The following is an 18,001-nucleotide window of genomic DNA, read 5'->3' on the forward strand; positions in this document are numbered from 1 at the left end:
CCGACAGCAGCGGTCCGTCCCGGACTCACGCGGAGGGGTGGAGCGGGTTGGGGACGGTGCCGTGGACGGCGGCGTGCGGTCGCTGCGGCCGGTCCCGGTAGCCGTCCAGATGCAGACGGTTGCGGTTCAGGCACAGGCGCTCGATCGTCGGCGTCAGCATGTCGAAGATCTCGAACCGCTCCTTGAGCTCGGGGAACCGGGCGTGGTGCCTGAGGATCTCGGCACGGAGGAGTGACCAGAATTCACCCTCAGGTAGGTCCAGTTGTTCCTCGCACAGGGGTGACAGATAGCGGAAGACACCCACGAAGAGTCCCGAGTGGATGAACTGGGTGAGGAAGGAGGGATCCTCCGTGAGCAGGACGTCCCTGACGTGCGTGGGCATGGTCGCGTGCTCGGGCAGCGGCCGGGCACTGACGTTCACGTCGTCGACGAAGTCCTTGATCGCGAGCCGTACCGGGACGTCGTTCTCGTCGAAGACGACGATGGCGTTCTCGCCGTGCGGGGAGAACACCGTGCCGTAGCGGTACAGGAAGTGCAGCAGCGGGGGCATCAGCGCGGTGAACAGCCGGGTCAGCCAGACGGCCGGGGTCAGTCCCGAGCGGACGACGAGCTCGGCGGTGAAGGAACGGCCCTCGGGGTCCGTGTGCAGCAGCGAGGCCAGCGTACGAGCGCGTTCGCCGGGGGCGAGCCGGGGCTGGAGCGGCTCCCGCCAGATCGCTCCGAGGATCTCCTTGAACTGGTAGGGAGACTCGGGGAGGTGGTCGTACAGCGGGTGCTCGACGGACACCGAAGCGACCTCACCGAGCAGGATGACACCGCAGGTGTCACGGAGGAACGGATCGCCTTCGCACAGGCCCTGGACCCAGGCGGTGACGGCCGGGGCGGCGAGGGTGCGTTCGGTCGGCAGGCCCCGGTAGACGAGGGTGTTGAGAATCGACAGGGGCAGCTTGACCGTGTGCCGGTCGGGCCGGTCCACATTGGTGAAGGTGCGGATCGACTGCTGCGGCAGCCGGAGGTCGTCGTCGGCGTGCAGGGGCACGATCTCCCCGTCGGCGATGGCGGGGGCGAAGAGCGGCACGATCCATTCGTCCCACTGCCATGGATGCACGGGGAGGAACAGGAAGTCGGCGGGGTCCAGGCCCCGGGCGCTCAGAAGCGCGGCGAAGGAATCCCGGACGCCCTGGTCGAGTTCCTGGTCGTAGAGGTCACCGGGGGTGGCGACAGTGCCCACTCCTCGGTAGCTCGCTATCCGGGTGCTGACGGCGATCCAGGGCAGTGCGGTGGCGGAGCGGGCTTCCGGTGTGAAGCGGGCGGCGTCGGCGGCGGAGAATCCGAGGCGGCCCTTGTTCGCCACGAGCCAGGGATGTCCTGTCTGGTGGCCTTCGAGCTCGGCGTACGGGAGCTCGGCGAGCTGCCCCGCGCGCAGTGCGGTGTGGTCGAGCCGGGCGTCGGCCGTCAGTGTGGCGGTGAGCTCACGGATGAGGTGGCCGAGCGTGGCGCCGTCGAGGCCGAGGAGACGGCGGCCACGGGCGAGGAAGCGCAGCGGGTCGCGGAAGGGAGTGCCGTCGGTGGTCGTGTTCCCGGCGCCGCCCTCACGGATCGTCTCGGGGTCGACGCACCAGCTGCCGTAGACACCCCGCCGGGCGTGGAAGCTCAGGGTCGCGCCGTCGTCGAGCGTCAGGGTGTGGTCACCGCTCCGCCCCTCGCCGCCTTCCCTTCGGGGCACGGGCTCGATGACTTCCTCGTAGGCGAACTCACCGAGCATCTTGGCGAGCAGTCTCACCGCCACCCGGTCCCAGACGATCCGGTTGAGTTCCGGGGTGTCGAGCGGCGCATGGGGCTTCGCCGGCTGGTGGCTCGCAGGATATGTCGGCACGGGGACTCCTCCGGGTGGGACCGATGGGGTTCGAGCGGGCTGTGCTGTGCGGCATGTTGTTCACAGGCGGTCGCGGTGGGCTCGGTCGCGGACCATCAGGGCGGCCCGCTTGTCGGGCAGGTCCACTTCCGCGCAGAACCGGAAACCGGCGCTCAGGAAAGCGGAAACGGACGGGGTGTTGCGCAGGTCCGGCTCCGCCACGACACGTCCGCAGAGCGGCCGGTTGTCGAGTACGAGGTCGGAGACGGCACTGAGCAGGACGGTCCCGATGCCCCGTCCTCGGTTGCCCACTCCCCCGATGAGGAGATGGACACCCAGGTCGTGGGGGCGTGCGGGGTAGTGACGGGCCAGCGGGTCGAGATCGGCGCGGTAGATCTCCCAGTAGCTCATGGGCCTGCCGTCGAGGATGCCGAGGCAGGGGACGCTGCGTCCGTCGCCCGCGAGCTGCCGGCTCAGGTGCGCCGCGGTGACCTTCTCGGGTCCGGAGAGCTCCCAGAAGGCGGCGACTGCCGGATCGTTCATCCAGCGGCTGATGACGCCCAGGTCGCGCGTGGGCTCCACCGCGACGAGCTGGAACACCCCGGCGGGCGTGGTGACCGGACTCCACGCGCCGGGGTCGCCCACGAGGGCGGATGCGTCGGTGACCGTCGGCGGACTGTCACCGAGCAACGCGAGGAGCTCCTCGGTGAGCCGTAGCTCCAGGGTGTCCTCGGTGCCGGTGGCGTCGGGCGGGACGGCACCGGCATCGGGGTGGGCATCGGCTTGATGCACCGTGACGCTCTCCTCTCGTGGGTCCAGACGGTCAGGCCTCGTCGCTGCGGAGCGGATTGGCGATGGTGACGTACACGGACTGGGTGTCGACCGGCCCGACGAGCTCGTCCAGTCCGTGCATCCGGGTCAGCAGATTGGCCTTGCAGCGGAGCTTGTCGGTCTCCAGGAGGTAGGAGGGGAGCGAGGAGCCCAGCCCCGCCGCACCCTCCAGGAAGCGGCGGAACGCTGCGAGGAGCAGCTGTTCGTCGGCGAGCCGCTGGGCGCCGAAGGCGCCGATCAGCCCGAACACGTTGTTGATGCCGAGGTAGTAGGCGAGCCGCTCGTCGGTGACGCTGTCGGCGACGAAGGTGTCGCTGATGGCGCCGATGCCCGGGAGCCGGCCTTCGAGTGCGGCCCGGTGGGACTCACGGAAGTAGTAGCCCTGGTTGTCGCGGTACCTGCCGCCGACGGGCCAGCCGTCCGCGTCGAGGAGTACGAGCGTGTTCTGCTGGTGGGCCTCCAGGGCGACCCCCGCGTGGGCGTCGAGCCAGAGGACGGGGAGGACCACACGGTCCAGGTAGCGCAGGAACCACTCGGCGGACACCGCACCGGTGGTCCTGCCCGTGCGGGCGGCCAGCGAGGACACGGTGTCGGCGAGCCGCGAGTGCGTGCCGGGGCGGCCGGGCCAGGGGCGGGGGGCGGTGAGGCCGGCGATGCACACCGCGTCGTCGGCCGGGCCGAACGGATTGTGGCGGAGCATCACGTCGAGGCCGGGGACGGGGCTGCCGTCCGGCCGGTCGACGGCCAGCCAGGCGGGGTCCCGGACGATGTCGAAGCCCGGGTGTGCCTCCCGCCACCGGTCGGCGAGGCCGGTGCGCAGCAGCCGGTGGACCTCGGCTCCGCGGTGGAGCTCCTTACGGAGGTTCTCCCGGCGCGAGTTGGTGATGCGTACGCCCAGGGACAGCTTGAGCATGAGGTCGGAGCCGGGGCGGTGCACGGTACGGACGGACGAGGTGGGGTACCAGTGCTCGCCGTGCGGACCGAGGTCGTGCAGGAGTCCCTTCTCGTACAGGGCGGCGACCTCGGGACGGCGCAGGACCTCCGCGGCCTGCCAGGGGTGCAGCGGGAGGGGCGTGGTCCCCTCGGGGAGGCTCAGCCCTTCGGCGTGGGGCGCCAGGAGCGCCTCGGCGGAGACCGGCCTGCCGGCCCTCGTCCACGTCGACTCCGTGGCCAGCAGGGAACGGTCCACGGCCATCCAGTGGAGCGGGAAGGAGCCGCGCAGTTCGGGTGAGTAGAGGAGCGCCTCGGACTCGGAGAGACCTTCGCGGCTCTTGGGCGTGGGGTGCAGGGGGTGGCCGAGGACGAGTGACTGCTCGGCGGTGAGGAAGAGGTCGGCCTCGGGCGAGGCGGCGGGGGTGCGGCGCCGGTCGTCGATGAAGACCGCCGTGTGCCGTACGGAGTCGGCCACCCTGGCCACCAGGTCGACTCCGGTGTTCCGCTCGCTCTCACGGCTCAGCAGCGCGGCCACCGTGACGGCGTCGGCACCCGGGGCGCCCTCGGGTGCGCTCTCCAGACGCGGTGTCCCGAAGCGGTGCCAGCCGGTCGCCGACCAGTGGGCGACGGGGACGAGCAGGGCGGTGCCGCTCGCGGGGAGCGCGATGCGCAGGATGTTGCCCTGCGGGCGCGGCAGGTCGTTCTCCCTGGTCCAGCAGCGCAGCAGATTCTCCGTACCCGCCGCGTCCGAGGCCCGCAGCGGGTCCGGATGGTCCAGCGGGTCCTGGGCGGTGTGGCCCGGGCGGTCGGCGGGGACGGCGCCCGTGTGCGGGTCGGTCCCGGTACGCAGGGTTCCGTCCGGACCGGCCTTCTGGCGCGGCACGGTCGTCGACTCGACGGCGAGAGGGCCCTCCGGCAGGTCCTGTCCTCGCTGCTGGCTGGTGAGGGGGCCGTCGGCCTCGGGCGCAGGGGTGGGGTTCACGGCGGTCTTCCTTGTGAGGGGTCCGGGGTCAGCGGGTCGGCCCGGCAACGGCCCGGCGGTACGGAGAGCGCTCGGCCGCTCTCAGAGCGTCGGCGAGGCGGTCGACGACCGCGGTCGCCTGTTCGTCGGTGAGAGTGAGGGGAGGGAGCAGCCGCACCACGGCGCTGTGGCGTCCGCCGAGTTCGACGATGAGGCCGCGGCGCAGACACTCCTGCTGCACCGCGGCGGCGAGGGCGGGATCGGGTGGCGGGGCGGAGCCGTTCTCCGCGGTGACGGTGAGCGGATCGGCCTCGGGATCGACGAGTTCGATGCCGAGCATCAGACCGCGGCCGCGGACGTCGCCGATGCTGGGATGGTCGGCGCCGAGCGCCTGGAGCCTGGCGAGCATGCGCGCGCCCAGTGTCCCCGCGCGTTCGGCGAGTTGGTTCTCCCGCACGTGGGCGAGAGTGGCGGCGCCGGCCGCCATGGCGAGCTGGTTGCCCCGGAAGGTGCCCGCGTGGGCACCCGGTTGCCAGAGGTCGAGCTCGGCACGGTAGACGATCACCGCGAGAGGCAGCGAGCCACCGATGGCTTTCGAGAGCACCATCACGTCAGGCACGATACCGCTGTGCTCGACCGCCCAGAAAGTGCCGGTCCTGCCGACCCCGGTCTGCACCTCGTCCGCGATGAGGGCGATGGAGCGCTCCTGGGTGATCTCCCGCATCCTGCGCATCCAGCCGTCCGGGGCGGGATTGACCCCGCCCTCGCCCTGCACCGGCTCCAGGATCATGGCGGCGGGAGCGGGTACACCGCTCTTGGGGTCGTCCAGGAGGTACCGCGTCCAGTGGGCGGCGATGTCCGCGCCCCGCTCCCCGCCGGCTCCGAAGGGACAGCGGTAGTTCTGGGGGAACGGCAGCCGAGTCACCCCGACGTCCGGCGCACCGCCGGAGGCGGCCAGCGCGCCGGCGGTCATCCCGTGGTACGCCCCGGTGAAGGCCAGGAGTCCGCTGCGTCCGCTCGCCGCGCGGACCAGCTTGAACGCCGCCTCGACGGCATCCGTACCCGCCGGGCCGCAGAACTGGATGCGGGCGTTGTCGGCCAGCTCTCGGGGCAGGGTGGCGAACAGCTCGGTCGTGAAGGCGTCCTTGACGGGCGTGGCGAGATCGAGCACATGCAGCGGCGCCCCTGAGTCGATGACCTTCCTGATGGCTTCGAGCACGACAGGGTGGTTGTGCCCGAGGGCCAGCGTGCCCGCACCTGACAGACAGTCGAGGTAGCGCCTGCCGTCCGCGCCCTCGATGGTCATGCCCCGCGCGCGTACGGGCACGATCGGCAGGGAGCGGGCATACGTACGGGCGGCGGACTCACGCAACGCCTGCCGCCGCAGGATCCCTTCGTGCGCAGGGGGATGTGACACCGGAGCTGGTTCGGTCACGGCCACGGCTGTTCGGTCCTCCTGCGGTAACAGTTGCGTTGCACCTCACCACGGCTTTCCGTGGGCGAACCGCGCCGATGAACGCTGTCCGGGTGTCCTCCGCACGTACCAACGACGCGGAACGCGGGAGATCACGGGTAAATCGGAAGATCCTTGCGCAGGCGGAACCGTGGCCCTGCCGCGCACCGTCCCCATCGGCACCGGCATAGTAGGGGCCGCACTCGGGACGGAGCCGCCGCTCCGATGGGGTACGCCGCGGCCCGCAGGGCCGTGCCGCGCACACCAAGTCCGCAGTGCGGTACCGAAGTCAGTGACGAAGTCCCAGGGGGATCACCAGATGCGACCCATGCGCCCGATCGATACCACTCGCCGCGGGGGGAGCGCCCGTCGCGCCCCCCGGGTGTTCGCAGCGGCCGCCGTTGCCGCTGTCCTGACGCTCACCGCCTCGGCCTGCGGGCCCGAGGACGACGGCGCGATCAGTGAGCCGAGCAGTTCCACCGGTCAGTCCTCCGACGGGAAGGTCGCGATCCCGGACGACCTCAAGGACCGGCTCAAGGAGCACGGGATCGACCTCGACAAGTGGAGGAACGGCGAGTGGAAGAACTGGGACAAGGACAAGTGGCTGCGTGAGGCCAAGGACTACGTCAACCCCATCATCGAGGACCTCTGGGACCCGGACCGGATGCGGGACGCCGAGAAGCCCCCGGAGAACCCCGTCGACAACGACATCTCCGGCGACGAGGGCGTGACCGACCCGACCCCCGCACCCGTCGACGCGGCGGACCTGGGGACGCCGTACCACGACAGTGCGCCGGAGTCCGGCAAGCTCCTGTTCGACGGCCCCGAGGGTTCGATGGTCTGCTCGGCGACCGTGGTGCAGGACCCGGCCCACCCGGGCAAGTCCAACATGGTGTGGACCGCCGGGCACTGTGTGCACGCGGGCAAGAACGGCGGCTGGTACCGCAACATCGCGTTCGTCCCCTCGTACAACGACAGCGGGAAGTCGACGGCCGAGCTGCAGAACGCCTCCAAGGAGGAGATCGCTCCGTACGGCGTGTGGTGGGGCCAGTGGGCGCAGACCTCCGACGAGTGGATCAACCAGGGCGCGGCGACCGGCGGTCAGGGCGCTCCGTACGACTTCGCGGTGCTGCAGGTCGCTCCGGAGAAGGGCTCGACGGGCAAGTCCCTGGAGGAGACCGTCGGTTCGGCACTGCCCGTGGAGTTCAACGCGCCGGCGGTGCCCGAGATCGACAGCATGACGGCGACCGGCTACCCGGCGGCCCCGCCGTACGACGGCCAGAAGGCGCTCCAGTGCACCGATCAGCCTGGCCGCCTCACCGTCTTCGAGAAGCAGCCGACGATGTACCGCATCGGGTGCACGATGACCGGCGGCTCCTCCGGTGGCGGCTGGGTCGCGAAGGGCCAGGACGGTAAGCCGGCACTGGTCTCCAACACCTCCATCGGCCCGGTGACGGCCGGCTGGCTGGCCGGTCCCCGCCTGGGCGACGAGGCCAAGGGTGTCTACGAGGCCGTCAGCAAGAAGTACGCGGGCCAGTAGGACCCGACCCGCACACGGCGGAAGGCCGGGCTCCCCTGCGAAGGGGGAGCCCGGCCTTCCGCCGTGTGCGTCCTCACCTGGTCGGTGGACCGACGGACCGGTGGACCGACGGACCGGTGGACCGACGGACCGGTGGACCGACGGATCAGTGAGCCACCGGCACGAAGACGGCGAGCTCGGCCGCCAGTTCCTCGTGGACCCGCGCCTTGAGCAGTGTGCCCTCCGGCGTGTGCTCCTCGGAGATCACCTCGCCCTCGGCATGCACCCGGGAGACGAGCGCCCCCTGGATGTAGGGCACGAGTGCCTCGATCTCCACGGACGGCCGCGGCAGCTCGGCGTCGATGAGCGCGAGCAGCTCGTCGATACCGGCGCCGGTACGCGCCGACACCGCGATGGCGTGCTTCTCGGTGCGCAGCAGGCGCTGGAGCACGAGCGGGTCGGCCGCGTCCGCCTTGTTGACCACGACGATCTCGGGCACGTCGACCGCGCCGACGTCCCGGATCACCTCGCGCACGGCGGCGAGCTGCTCCTCCGGCACCGGGTGGGAGCCGTCCACCACATGCAGGATCAGGTCGGATTCGCCGACCTCCTCCATGGTGGAGCGGAACGCCTCGACCAGGTGGTGGGGAAGGTGGCGCACGAAGCCGACGGTGTCGGCCAGGGTGTAGAGCCGGCCGCTCGGCGTCTCGGCCCGGCGGACGGTCGGGTCGAGGGTCGCGAACAGGGCGTTCTCGACGAGCACACCCGCGCCGGTGAGCCGGTTGAGCAGCGAGGACTTGCCGGCGTTGGTGTATCCGGCGATCGCCACCGACGGCACCTTGTTGCGCTTGCGCTCCTGGCGCTTGATCTCCCGGCCGGTCTTCATCTCCGCGATCTCACGGCGCATCTTCGCCATCTTCTCGCGGATCCGGCGCCGGTCCGTCTCGATCTTGGTCTCACCGGGACCACGGGTGGCCATGCCGCCACCACCGCTGGAACCGCCGCCGCCCATCTGCCGGGACAGGGACTGACCCCAGCCGCGCAGCCGCGGCAGCATGTACTGCATCTGTGCCAGCGAGACCTGCGCCTTGCCCTCACGGGACTTGGCGTGCTGGGCGAAGATGTCGAGGATCAGGGCGGTCCTGTCGACCACCTTGACCTTGACGACGTCTTCCAGGTGGATCAGCTGGCCGGGGCTGAGCTCACCGTCGCACACGACGGTGTCGGCCCCGGATTCGAGAACGATGTCGCGGAGCTCCAGCGCCTTGCCCGAGCCGATGTAGGTGGCCGGGTCCGGCTTGTCGCGCCGCTGGAACACGGCGTCGAGCACCTCGGCACCGGCCGTCTCGGCGAGAGCCGCGAGCTCGGCGAGGGAGATCTCCGCGTCATGGACGGTCCCCGATGTCCAGACACCGACGAGCACCACGCGCTCCAGGCGCAGCTGCCGGTACTCGACCTCGGTGACGTCCTCGAGCTCGGTGGAGAGGCCGGCCACACGGCGCAGGGCCGCACGGTCGGAACGGTCCAGCTGGTCGCCGTCCCGCTCTCCGTCGATCTCGTGGCTCCAGGCGACGTCCTCTTCCATCAGGGCGTCGGCCCGGAGGCCCTCGGTGAGGCTCCCGGAGTTGTCTTCCGTGGCGCTCCGCGCGTCCTGCGCGTCCTGGGGAAGGGAGGAAGAGGAGGTCATTGGATCCTTACGTCGATAGAAGTCCGATACGTCAGTCACAACGCGTGACCCTGCCGGAAGATTCCCCTGGAAGGGTTCCACCGGCCAGCCGCTGTGCCGACGCGTCGATAGTGGCATGTCCCCGCCGGGGTCGTCACTCGGGTTTCGTCGCCCTCGCCGGGCCCTTTCCGGCCGTGGCGCTCCGTGGCGTCCCGCTGCGCCAGTCCGGATGTCCCGGCATCGGCGGGGTCTTCTTCCCGTAGAGCCATCCGTCGAAGAACCCCGTCAGGTCCTGTCCCGCGATCCTCGACGCCAGGGCGGTGAACTGGCGGGTGGTCGCCGATCCGTTCCGGTGGGCGCGCACCCAGGTCCGCTCCAGGCGGTCGAAGGCGGCCTCGCCGATCTCCTCGCGCAGCGCGTACAGGACGAGCGCGCTGCCGTCGTACACGATCGGTCTGAAGAGGCTGATCTTGTGGTCGGGGGTGGGTACGTCGGGACGGGCCGGCGGACCGCCCGCTGCGCGCCAGCTGTCGGAGGCGGCGTAGGCCTCACGCATCCGGCGCTCCATCGGCTTCTTCGCGTGTTCTTCGGCGTAGCGGGCCTCGTACCAGGTGGCGTGCCCCTCGTTGAGCCACAGGTCGGACCAGGACCCGGGGGAGACACTGTCGCCGAACCACTGGTGGGCGAGCTCGTGCACCATGACCGATTCGACGTACCACTCCGGATATCCGGTCCCGGTGAACAGGGAGCGTTCGAAGAGCGAGAGGGTCTGTGTCTCCAGCTCGAAACCCGTACGGGTGTCGGCGACCAGGAGTCCGTACGTCTCGAACGGGTACGGGCCGACCTGCTTCTCCATCCAGTCCAGCTGCGCCGGGGTCTTCTTCAGCCAGGGCTCCAGCTTCTCCCGGTCGGCCGCGGGGACCACGTCGCGTACGGGCAGTCCGCCCGGTCCTGTACGGCGCCGCACGGCGGAACGGCCGATGGACACCTGGGCGAGTTCCGTCGCCATCGGGTGTCCGCTCCGGTAGGTCCAGGTGGTCGTGCCCGCATGGTCCTGTTTCCCGGTGGGAAGGCCGCCCGCCACGACCGTGAGGTCCTTCGGCGCGGTCACCCTGAAGGTGAAGTACGCCTTGTCGGCGGGGTGGTCGTTGCTGGGAAACACCCGGTGTGCGGCGTCGGCCTGGTTGGCCATCGCGAGACCGTCGGCGGTCCTGACCCAGCCGCCCACGGACTGGTCCCCCGAGGGGTCGCTCGTGTGCCGGACGGTGATCCGCAGCGGCACCCCCGCGGGGAGCCCGGAGGGCGCGTCGACGACCAGGTCCTCCCCCGCGGTGGCGAACTCCGTGTCCCGCCCGTTGACCTCGACGGACCGGACGGTGCCCCGGGCGAAGTCGAGGTTGATCCGTTCCAGGGGTGCGGTGGTCCGCGCGTCGATGGTGGTCACGGCGTCGAGGGGCTCGGTGTTCCTGCCCTTGTAGACGAGTGCGATGTCGTACGACAGCACGTCGTAGCCCGGGTTGCCCAGATGAGGGAACAGACGGTCGCCGATGCCGAGCGGTTCGGGGGCGGGAAGGGTCGCGGCGACAAGGGTGACCGATGCGGTGGCCAGCAGGGCGGCACGCAGTCGGCGGGAGGTGAGCGGCATGGACTACGGCTATCAGCGCGCGCCGTTCCCACGGGGGTGGCGCGCGCCGCACCACCCGAACGGGGCGGCAGGAAGCGGCGGAGGACGGGCCTGCGGTCAGCCCATGGCGGCGGGCTGCTGGGCGCGGCTCACGTCGTACACGCCGGGTACGTCGCGCATGGCCCGCATGAGGACGGGCAGCCCTGCGGCGTCGGGCAGCTGCAACGTGTAGGTGTGCCGGACGCGCTGTTCGGTGGGCGGCTCGACGGTCGCCGAGACGATGGCCGCGTCCGCGGTGGCGATGGCTTCGGTGAGGTCGGCGAGGAGCCGTGGGCGCCCGAAGGACTCGGCGACGAGGGTGACCCGGTAGTCGGGGGTGCCGCTCCGGTCGTCCGGGGCGTTCCAGCGTGCCCCGACGACTGCCCGGCCACCCGCCCGCATCCGGGCCACCGCGGGGCACTCCTCGCGGTGGACGGTGACGGCACCGCCGCGCACCGTGAAGCCGATGATGCGGTCGGGCGGTACGGGGGTGCAGCAGCCGGCGAGACGCACCGGGGCGCCAGGCGTGTCGACGGCGACGGTCGGGGCGCCACCGGCGGGCCGCTCCCTGCTGTCCGGCACACCGTCGGCGGGCCGGTCCTGGGGCCTCGGTGCGTCGGTCCTGCTCCGGCTGGGTCCCTGTACGCCGTCCGGGTGGGCATCGAGCCATGCCGTGATCGCGATCCGGGCGGCAGGGGTGCGCGTGTGGTCCAGCCACTCCGGGGACGGCCCGGACGAGGCGTCCTGGGCGAGCAGCAGCTGCACGGTGTCACCGTCGTGCAGGACGGTGCTCAGCGTGGCGAGCCGGCCGTTGACACGGGCCCCGATACAGCCGTGCGCGTCGTCGCCGTACTCCGCGTAGGCGGCGTCGACGCAGCTGGCGCCCGCGGGCAGCCCGAACGTGCCGCCGTCGGTACGGAAGACCGTGACCTCACGGTCCTGCGCGAGGTCGGCGCGGAGCGTGGCCCAGAACGTGTCGGGGTCCGTCGCCGATTCCTGCCAGTCCAGGAGGCGGGAGAGCCAGCCGGGCCTGGTCGGGTCGGCGCGCTCGCCGTCGGCGGGTTCGGTCTGGTGGGCGGCGTTGGTGCCGTCCTGGGTGTACGGGTTACCGAGGGCGACGACACCCGCTTCGGCGACCTTGTGCATCCGGTGTGTGCGGATCAGGACTTCGGTGACCGCGCCCTCGGGTCCGACGACCGCCGTGTGCAGCGACTGGTAGAGGTTGAACTTGGGAGTCGCGATGAAGTCCTTGAACTCGGAGATGACCGGGGTGAAACAGGTGTGCAGCTCCCCCAGGACCGCGTAGCAGTCGGCGTCCTCCCCGACCAGCACCAGCAGCCGTCCGAAGTCGGTGCCGCGCATCTCGCCGCGTTTGACCCTCACCCGGTGGACCGAGACGAAGTGGCGCGGTCTGATGAGCACTTCGGCGCTGATACCGGCTTCCCGCAGGGTCGCCCTGACACCGTCGGCGATCTCCGTGAGCGGGTCCTCCGCGCCGTCCCAGGCGGAGATGAGGTTCTGTGTGCGCTCGTACTCGTCCGGGTGCAGGATCGCGAAGACGAGGTCTTCGAGCTCCGTCTTGAGTGCCTGCACGCCGAGGCGTTCGGCGAGCGGGATGAGCACGTCCCTGGTGACCTTGGCGATCCTGGCCTGCTTCTCGGGGCGCATCACGCCGAGTGTCCGCATGTTGTGCAACCGGTCGGCGAGCTTGATCGACATGACACGGACGTCGTTCCCGGTGGCGACGAGCATCTTGCGGAAGGTCTCCGGCTCGGCGGCGGCCCCGTAGTCGACCTTCTCCAGCTTGGTGACGCCGTCGACCAGGAAGCAGACCTCGTGGCCGAACTCCTTGCGCACCTGGTCGAGGGTCACCTCGGTGTCCTCGACCGTGTCGTGGAGGAGCGAGGCCGTCAGTGTCGTCGTCTCCGCGCCGAGTTCGGCGAGGATCAGGGTCACCGCCAGCGGGTGGGTGATGTAGGGCTCACCGCTCTTGCGCATCTGGCCGCGATGGGAGGTCTCGGCCAGGACGTAGGCCTTGCGCAGAATGGCGAGGTCGGCGTCCGGATAGTGCGCGCGATGGGCCTCCGCGACATGCCCGATGGCATCGGGCAGCCGGTCACGGGAGACCGGCCCGAGCAGGGCGACTCGGCCCAGCCTGCGCAGATCGATCCGTGGACGACCGCGCTTGCGAAGGGGAGCACCTGGATTGGTGGCCTCTGCGCTCATGGGGACCTCCGGCAACGTCGACCGGCGGTGGGTGCGGATACACCCCCGGGCCGGTGCTTGATGCTATCGACCCCACCACGTGGCGCAGTACAGCTCTCGCCCAGCGTGAAACGGATCACCCATTCGAGCGAAGCTCTAACCGATCATCGTTTCGAGCCAGGAGGGGTCGATCACGCCCTCGGCGACGATCACCGCGGGCCCTGTCATGTCGATCCCGCCGTCCGGGTACTCGGTGATCACCAGGGTGCCGCCGGGCAGGTCCACGGTGTACGTCGCCGGGGCACCGGTCTCGGCCGGGTCCGCACCGTCCCTGCGGGCCGCGGCGACCGCGACCGCACAGGCGCCCGTGCCGCAGGACCGGGTCTCGCCGGAACCGCGCTCGTGGACGCGCATGGCGACGTGCCGGGGCCCGCGGTCCACGACGAACTCGATGTTGACCCCGTCGGGATAGACGGACTGCGGGCTGAACGGCGGTACGGAGCGGAGCTCTCCGGCGTGGGCGAGGTCCTCGACGAACGCGACGGCGTGCGGATTGCCCATGTTGACGTTACGGGCCTCCCAGCTGCGGCCGTCCACGGTGACCGTGACGCCGTCCCCGGGAAGCTCGGCCCGCCCCATGGAGACCGTGATGTCGCCGTCCTTGGCGATGTGCACCCGCTTGACCCCGCCCCGGGTCGCGACGGCCAGATCACCCTCGTCGACGAGTCCGGCGCGCCGCAGGTGGCGGGCGAACACCCGCACGCCGTTGCCGCACATCTCGGCGATCGAACCGTCCGCGTTGCGGTAGTCCATGAACCACTCGGCCTGCCCGGCCATGGCCAGTGCCTCCGGGTGCGCCGCGGACCGCACGACGTGCAGCAGCCCGTCGCCACCGATGCCCGCCCGGCGGTCGCAGAGCCGGGCGACGACGGAGACCGACAGGTCGAGGGCGTTGTCCGGGTCCGGAACGATCACGAAGTCGTTCTCCGTGCCGTGGCCCTTGAGGAAGGTGATCTGCGAAGTGCTCACGGTGCAACTGTACGAGCCCACACCCGGGCCCCGCGAAACCCGGGGCCCCGCCGGGCCGCAGGCTCAGGAGCGGAGACGGGCCACGCGCCACACGGCCAGGGCCACCAGCGCGGCGCACACGGCGACGTACAGCCCGATCACGCGCCAGTCGGGGCGCTCGTTCGATCCCCTGGTCGGCAGACCGGGCCAGGTGTGACCGACGCGGCGGGCGGCCATCATGCCCCAGCCCGCGGCGCAGCAGCTGATCAGCAGTCCCAGCATGGCCACGACGGCACCGCCGCCGCCGAACTCGAAGGCGAGCGGGAAGGCGAACATCAGGGAACCCACCCCCGCGAGCCCGACGATCGGTGCGAGCTGCCAGATCCGCAGCCGACGGGCGGGGCGGAGCTCGACCTCGACCTCGGGGCCCACCTCGTGCTCGTCCGGCCCGTCAGGGCTCAGGCGTCCTGCCTCGTGCTGCGTATCCGGTACGTCTCTGTCTGTGTCGCGAGGGCCGGCCTCCATCGCCACGCGCCCTCCCAACTCGGACTCCACTGGTCGATCGATGCTCGATGATGGCACGGCCCAGGCTGCCGAAATGACGGGCGGAGCTTCCCGATGCCATCACGTGATCAGGCTGTTACAGCCCCGCTTCAGGGGCCCGCGGGTCGGACGCCCCCTGCTGGCCGACGAGTCGGCAGAGGGGCAGCGACAGCCCCAGGTCAGCGCCGAATTGGCCGGTGACGTGCGGCCCGTGGAAGGAACCATCTCGATCATGTCGAACAAGCTTGCGCGGGGCATCGGGAGCTCCTTCAAGCCCTGCACGTGCCACCCCAACTCCCACGGGCGCCACGCTATTTGTGCGAGTGGTGACAGACCATCGCGCTTCCTCACGCAGGGGTTTCTCTGCGAGCATCTGGCGATAGCAGTCCGCCGTGTCATTAATGGGGGCCGTGTCCGATGAGAGAGCTCTTGCCTGCCGACCCACGTGCGGTGGGGCCGTATCGCCTGCTGGCCCGCCTGGGTGCTGGAGGGATGGGCCAGGTGTTCCTGGGGCGTTCTCGTGGCGGACGGGATGTCGCGGTCAAGCTCGTGCGGCCGGAACTCGCGGAGGATGTGCAATTCCGCCAACGGTTTGCCCGGGAGGTACAAGCCGCTCGACGCGTCGGGGGTTTCTACACCGCGCAAGTGGTGGACGCGGACACCGAGGCCACCCCGCCATGGCTGGTCACCTCCTATATTCCTGGTCCGACCCTGCGTGAAGCGATCGTGGCATGCGGCCCGCTGGCCACCGACGCCGTCGCGGTACTGGGAGCGGGCCTCGCCGAGGGGCTGAAGGCGATTCACGTCTGTGATCTGGTCCACCGCGATCTGAAGCCCGGGAACGTGATCCTCGCGGGGGACGGGCCTCGCATCATCGACTTCGGCATCGCCCGCGCACTCGATGCCGGCTCACACCTCACACAGACGGCTGCGATCGGCACTCCGGCCTTCATGTCTCCCGAGCAGATCCGGGGCCGGGAGATCGGGCCGGCCAGCGACGTCTTCTGCCTCGCTGCGGTCCTTGCCTACGCCGCCACCGGGCGAGGCCCCTTCGGAGAAGGCCCGACCGAAGCTGTCGTCTACCGCGTCGTCCACGACGAACCCGATCTCCCCGGCATTCCCGAGGAGCTCGCCACACTGGTCCGCGCGGGCCTTGCCAAGGACCCGGACGACCGGCCCGGCGTCACCGAGGTTCTGGACCGCTGCGCCGCGCTCGCCGGATACCCCGGACTGCGTCTTCCGGTCAAAGTCACCGAAATGATCGAAGAGCAGGTGGCAAGGACCGCATACCTGACCGCCCAGACCATCCCCCAGCCCTCGTCACCCGTCGAGGAAGGTACCCCCGAAATCGCCACTCCGGGTTCCCGGTCGATTCAGGCAACTGTCCGGTACAAGACGGACGCCGGCCCTGCTTCGATAACCCTGCCGTGGCTTCCAGGGGAGACCTCCGGCGCACGGAAGGCGACCGTCCTTCGCTGGCACAAGCAAGTGGGAGACGTGGTCGCGAAGGGCGAGCCGCTGCTTGAGGTCTCATCGGTCCGGGGCGACACAGTGATCACCTCTCCGGCCGGCGGCACATTACTGGCTGTGCACCGTCCCGCGGGCAGGACCGCGAGGGCCAGGAGCGTGATCGCGGCCGTCGGCAACCCCGGGGCAACCGTTCCGCGCCCTCCACTGTCCCGCGTGTCGGTTATCGCCCTCATCTCTTCCGCCGCATTACTGGCGGCCGCGATACTGGTGACACCGCAGATTGTTCGACAGTATCAGGCCTATTTTTCGAACGACCCGGATCCATTCTCCGCAGAAGTGGGAGACTGCATCAGGGCGGATTCGAATGCTCTCACCAATGAAGATTTCACCGAAAGCGCCAGGAGAGTCGGCTGCTCAAGCTTTTTCGCCACTCACGAAGTAATAAGATTCGGAGAATATTGCGAGTCGCCCGACGGCACAGCAAGGCGCCTTATCGATTACAGCGGTTCGGAACGGTATATTCAAGATCGATATATGTTGTGTCTCATTCCGAAGAGCTCATGACATGATCTTGCTGAAGCTTGCCGCCGTCCCCGGCGAGGGGCCACACGTTTTCGATGCCTCCGCGCACGCCGGCGGGCCGGGCAGCGCGGCAGCGCGACGAGTTGCGGGCAGGGCACCCGGGTGGCCGGTACGGGCCAAGGAAGCCCAGGCCGCGCGTACGCCCCGGTTCCGTCCCGCCCAGCTGGCACCCGCGGTGCGCACGGCCGCCCTCGGGCTGTCCCGCGTGATGCGTGGCAGCGGTACGGTGCGTCGCCTCACCCCCTGAGACCCGGTGGACCCAGGGGACGGCGATCAGGCTGTCACCGCTCGTTCGACCAGCTCCAGCGCCCGGCGCGGGAGTTCTCCCCGCTGTTCCTGCGCGCCGCTCAGCCACCGGACGCGCGGGTCACGCCGGAACCATGAATCCTGGCGGCGTGCGAAGCGTTTGGTGGCGCGTACGGTCTCCACGCGCGCCTCGTCCTCGGTGCACTCCCCGGCGAGCGCCGCGAGCACCTGCTGGTAGCCGAGCGCACGCGATGCGGTACGCCCCTCGCGCAGCCCCCGGTCCTCCAGGCCGCGTACCTCGTCCACGAGCCCGGCCTCCCACATTCGGTCCACCCGGGTACGGATGCGTTCGTCGAGTTCGGGGCGTTCGACGTCCACACCGATCTGCACGGCGTCGTAGACCGCCTCGCCGCTCGGGAGGTTGGCCGTGAAGGGCTTGCCCGTGATCTCGATGACCTCGAGGGCGCGGACGATACGGCGGCCGTTCCCGGCCAGGATGGCGCGGGCGGCCTCCGGGTCGGCGGCGGCGAGCCTGGCGTGCAGGACGCCCGAGCCGTGCTCCGTCAGCTCCTGTTCGAGCCGGGCGCGTACCCGGGGGTCGGTTCCCGGGAATTCGAGGGCGTCGATCGCGCCCTTCACATAGAGACCCGACCCGCCCACCAGGACGGGAGTCCTTCCTTCGGCCAGCAGCCGGTCGATCTCGGTGCGGGCGAGACGCTGGTACTCGGCGACGCTCGCCGCCTCGGTGACCTCCCAGATGTCCAGGAGGTGGTGCGGGACGTCGGCCCGCTCGGGAGGAGTCAGCTTGGCCGTGCCGATGTCCATGCCCCGGTAGAGCTGCATGGAGTCGGCGTTGACCACCTCGCCACCGAGCTGCTGGGCGAGAAACACCCCAAGATCGGACTTTCCGGCCGCGGTGGGACCGACGACGGTGATGACACGGGGGGTGGGAGCTGGTCTTCTCACCGGGACAGTCTCCCAAACTTCGACGTGCGCTCCGACCGGAGGAGAGTTCGCTCGCCGACGAGTAAAATGTCATCACAGTCCCCCAGCACGGAAGGTGACC

Annotated in this window: 12 protein-coding genes and 1 pseudogene; 3 read left to right on the top strand and 10 right to left on the bottom strand. The window is 70.4% G+C overall.

Going from position 1 to position 18,001, the window contains the following annotated elements:
• Window positions 1-25 precede the first annotated feature (25 nt).
• From OG623_RS07890 to OG623_RS07905, 4 genes are read right to left on the bottom strand one after another with little or no spacing between them, the layout of a single operon-like run.
• On the bottom strand, window positions 26-1,876 hold the full coding sequence (locus OG623_RS07890) for an IucA/IucC family protein (protein WP_406145487.1): 1,851 nt from the start codon (window positions 1,874-1,876) through the stop codon (window positions 26-28).
• Between the two features lie 60 nt (window positions 1,877-1,936).
• Complete coding sequence (locus tag OG623_RS07895; protein WP_406145488.1) at window positions 1,937-2,647, bottom strand: GNAT family N-acetyltransferase; 711 nt, start codon at window positions 2,645-2,647, stop codon at window positions 1,937-1,939.
• A 31-nt stretch (window positions 2,648-2,678) separates the two neighbouring features.
• On the bottom strand, window positions 2,679-4,601 hold the full coding sequence (locus tag OG623_RS07900) for an IucA/IucC family protein (protein ID WP_406145489.1): 1,923 nt from the start codon (window positions 4,599-4,601) through the stop codon (window positions 2,679-2,681).
• A 28-nt stretch (window positions 4,602-4,629) separates the two neighbouring features.
• Complete coding sequence (locus OG623_RS07905; RefSeq protein ID WP_406145490.1) at window positions 4,630-6,021, bottom strand: diaminobutyrate--2-oxoglutarate transaminase family protein; 1,392 nt, start codon at window positions 6,019-6,021, stop codon at window positions 4,630-4,632.
• A gap of 340 nt (window positions 6,022-6,361) precedes the next feature.
• Between OG623_RS07905 and OG623_RS07910 the strand changes: the two genes are divergently transcribed.
• Window positions 6,362-7,573, top strand: a complete 1,212-nt coding sequence (locus tag OG623_RS07910) for a trypsin-like serine peptidase (RefSeq protein ID WP_406145491.1) — start codon at window positions 6,362-6,364, stop codon at window positions 7,571-7,573.
• A 145-nt stretch (window positions 7,574-7,718) separates the two neighbouring features.
• Here the strand turns inward: OG623_RS07910 and hflX are convergent, their stop codons facing one another.
• From hflX to OG623_RS07935, 5 genes are all read right to left on the bottom strand, one after another.
• A complete protein-coding gene (gene hflX / locus OG623_RS07915) occupies window positions 7,719-9,239 on the bottom strand; it encodes a GTPase HflX (protein ID WP_406145492.1) in 1,521 nt (506 codons plus the stop codon).
• A 133-nt stretch (window positions 9,240-9,372) separates the two neighbouring features.
• Entirely contained in the window at window positions 9,373-10,863 is a 1,491-nt protein-coding gene (locus OG623_RS07920) for a M1 family metallopeptidase (protein WP_406145493.1), read from the bottom strand.
• 96 nt (window positions 10,864-10,959) lie between these two features.
• Window positions 10,960-13,107, bottom strand: a complete 2,148-nt coding sequence (locus OG623_RS07925; protein WP_406145494.1) for a RelA/SpoT family protein — start codon at window positions 13,105-13,107, stop codon at window positions 10,960-10,962.
• A 135-nt stretch (window positions 13,108-13,242) separates the two neighbouring features.
• A complete protein-coding gene (dapF, locus tag OG623_RS07930; RefSeq protein ID WP_406145495.1) occupies window positions 13,243-14,115 on the bottom strand; it encodes a diaminopimelate epimerase in 873 nt (290 codons plus the stop codon).
• Between the two features lie 63 nt (window positions 14,116-14,178).
• Window positions 14,179-14,619, bottom strand: a complete 441-nt coding sequence (locus OG623_RS07935) for a hypothetical protein (protein WP_406151730.1) — start codon at window positions 14,617-14,619, stop codon at window positions 14,179-14,181.
• Window positions 14,620-15,054: 435 nt separating this feature from the next.
• On the opposite strand from OG623_RS07935, the gene OG623_RS07940 reads away from it, so the two are divergent.
• Together OG623_RS07940 and OG623_RS07945 are read left to right on the top strand one after the other, a co-directional pair.
• Window positions 15,055-16,671, top strand: coding sequence for a protein kinase domain-containing protein (locus OG623_RS07940; protein WP_406145496.1), 1,617 nt, complete (start codon window positions 15,055-15,057; stop codon window positions 16,669-16,671).
• Between the two features lie 163 nt (window positions 16,672-16,834).
• Window positions 16,835-16,936: pseudogene (locus OG623_RS07945) on the top strand (IclR family transcriptional regulator); the annotation flags it as partial.
• A gap of 26 nt (window positions 16,937-16,962) precedes the next feature.
• On the opposite strand, the gene miaA reads toward OG623_RS07945, so the two are convergent.
• Complete coding sequence (gene miaA, locus OG623_RS07950) at window positions 16,963-17,901, bottom strand: tRNA (adenosine(37)-N6)-dimethylallyltransferase MiaA (protein WP_406145497.1); 939 nt, start codon at window positions 17,899-17,901, stop codon at window positions 16,963-16,965.
• Window positions 17,902-18,001 lie beyond the last annotated feature (100 nt).

The sequence above is a fragment of the Streptomyces sp. NBC_01012 genome (assembly GCF_045162755.1).
Lineage (GTDB): Bacteria > Actinomycetota > Actinomycetes > Streptomycetales > Streptomycetaceae > Streptomyces.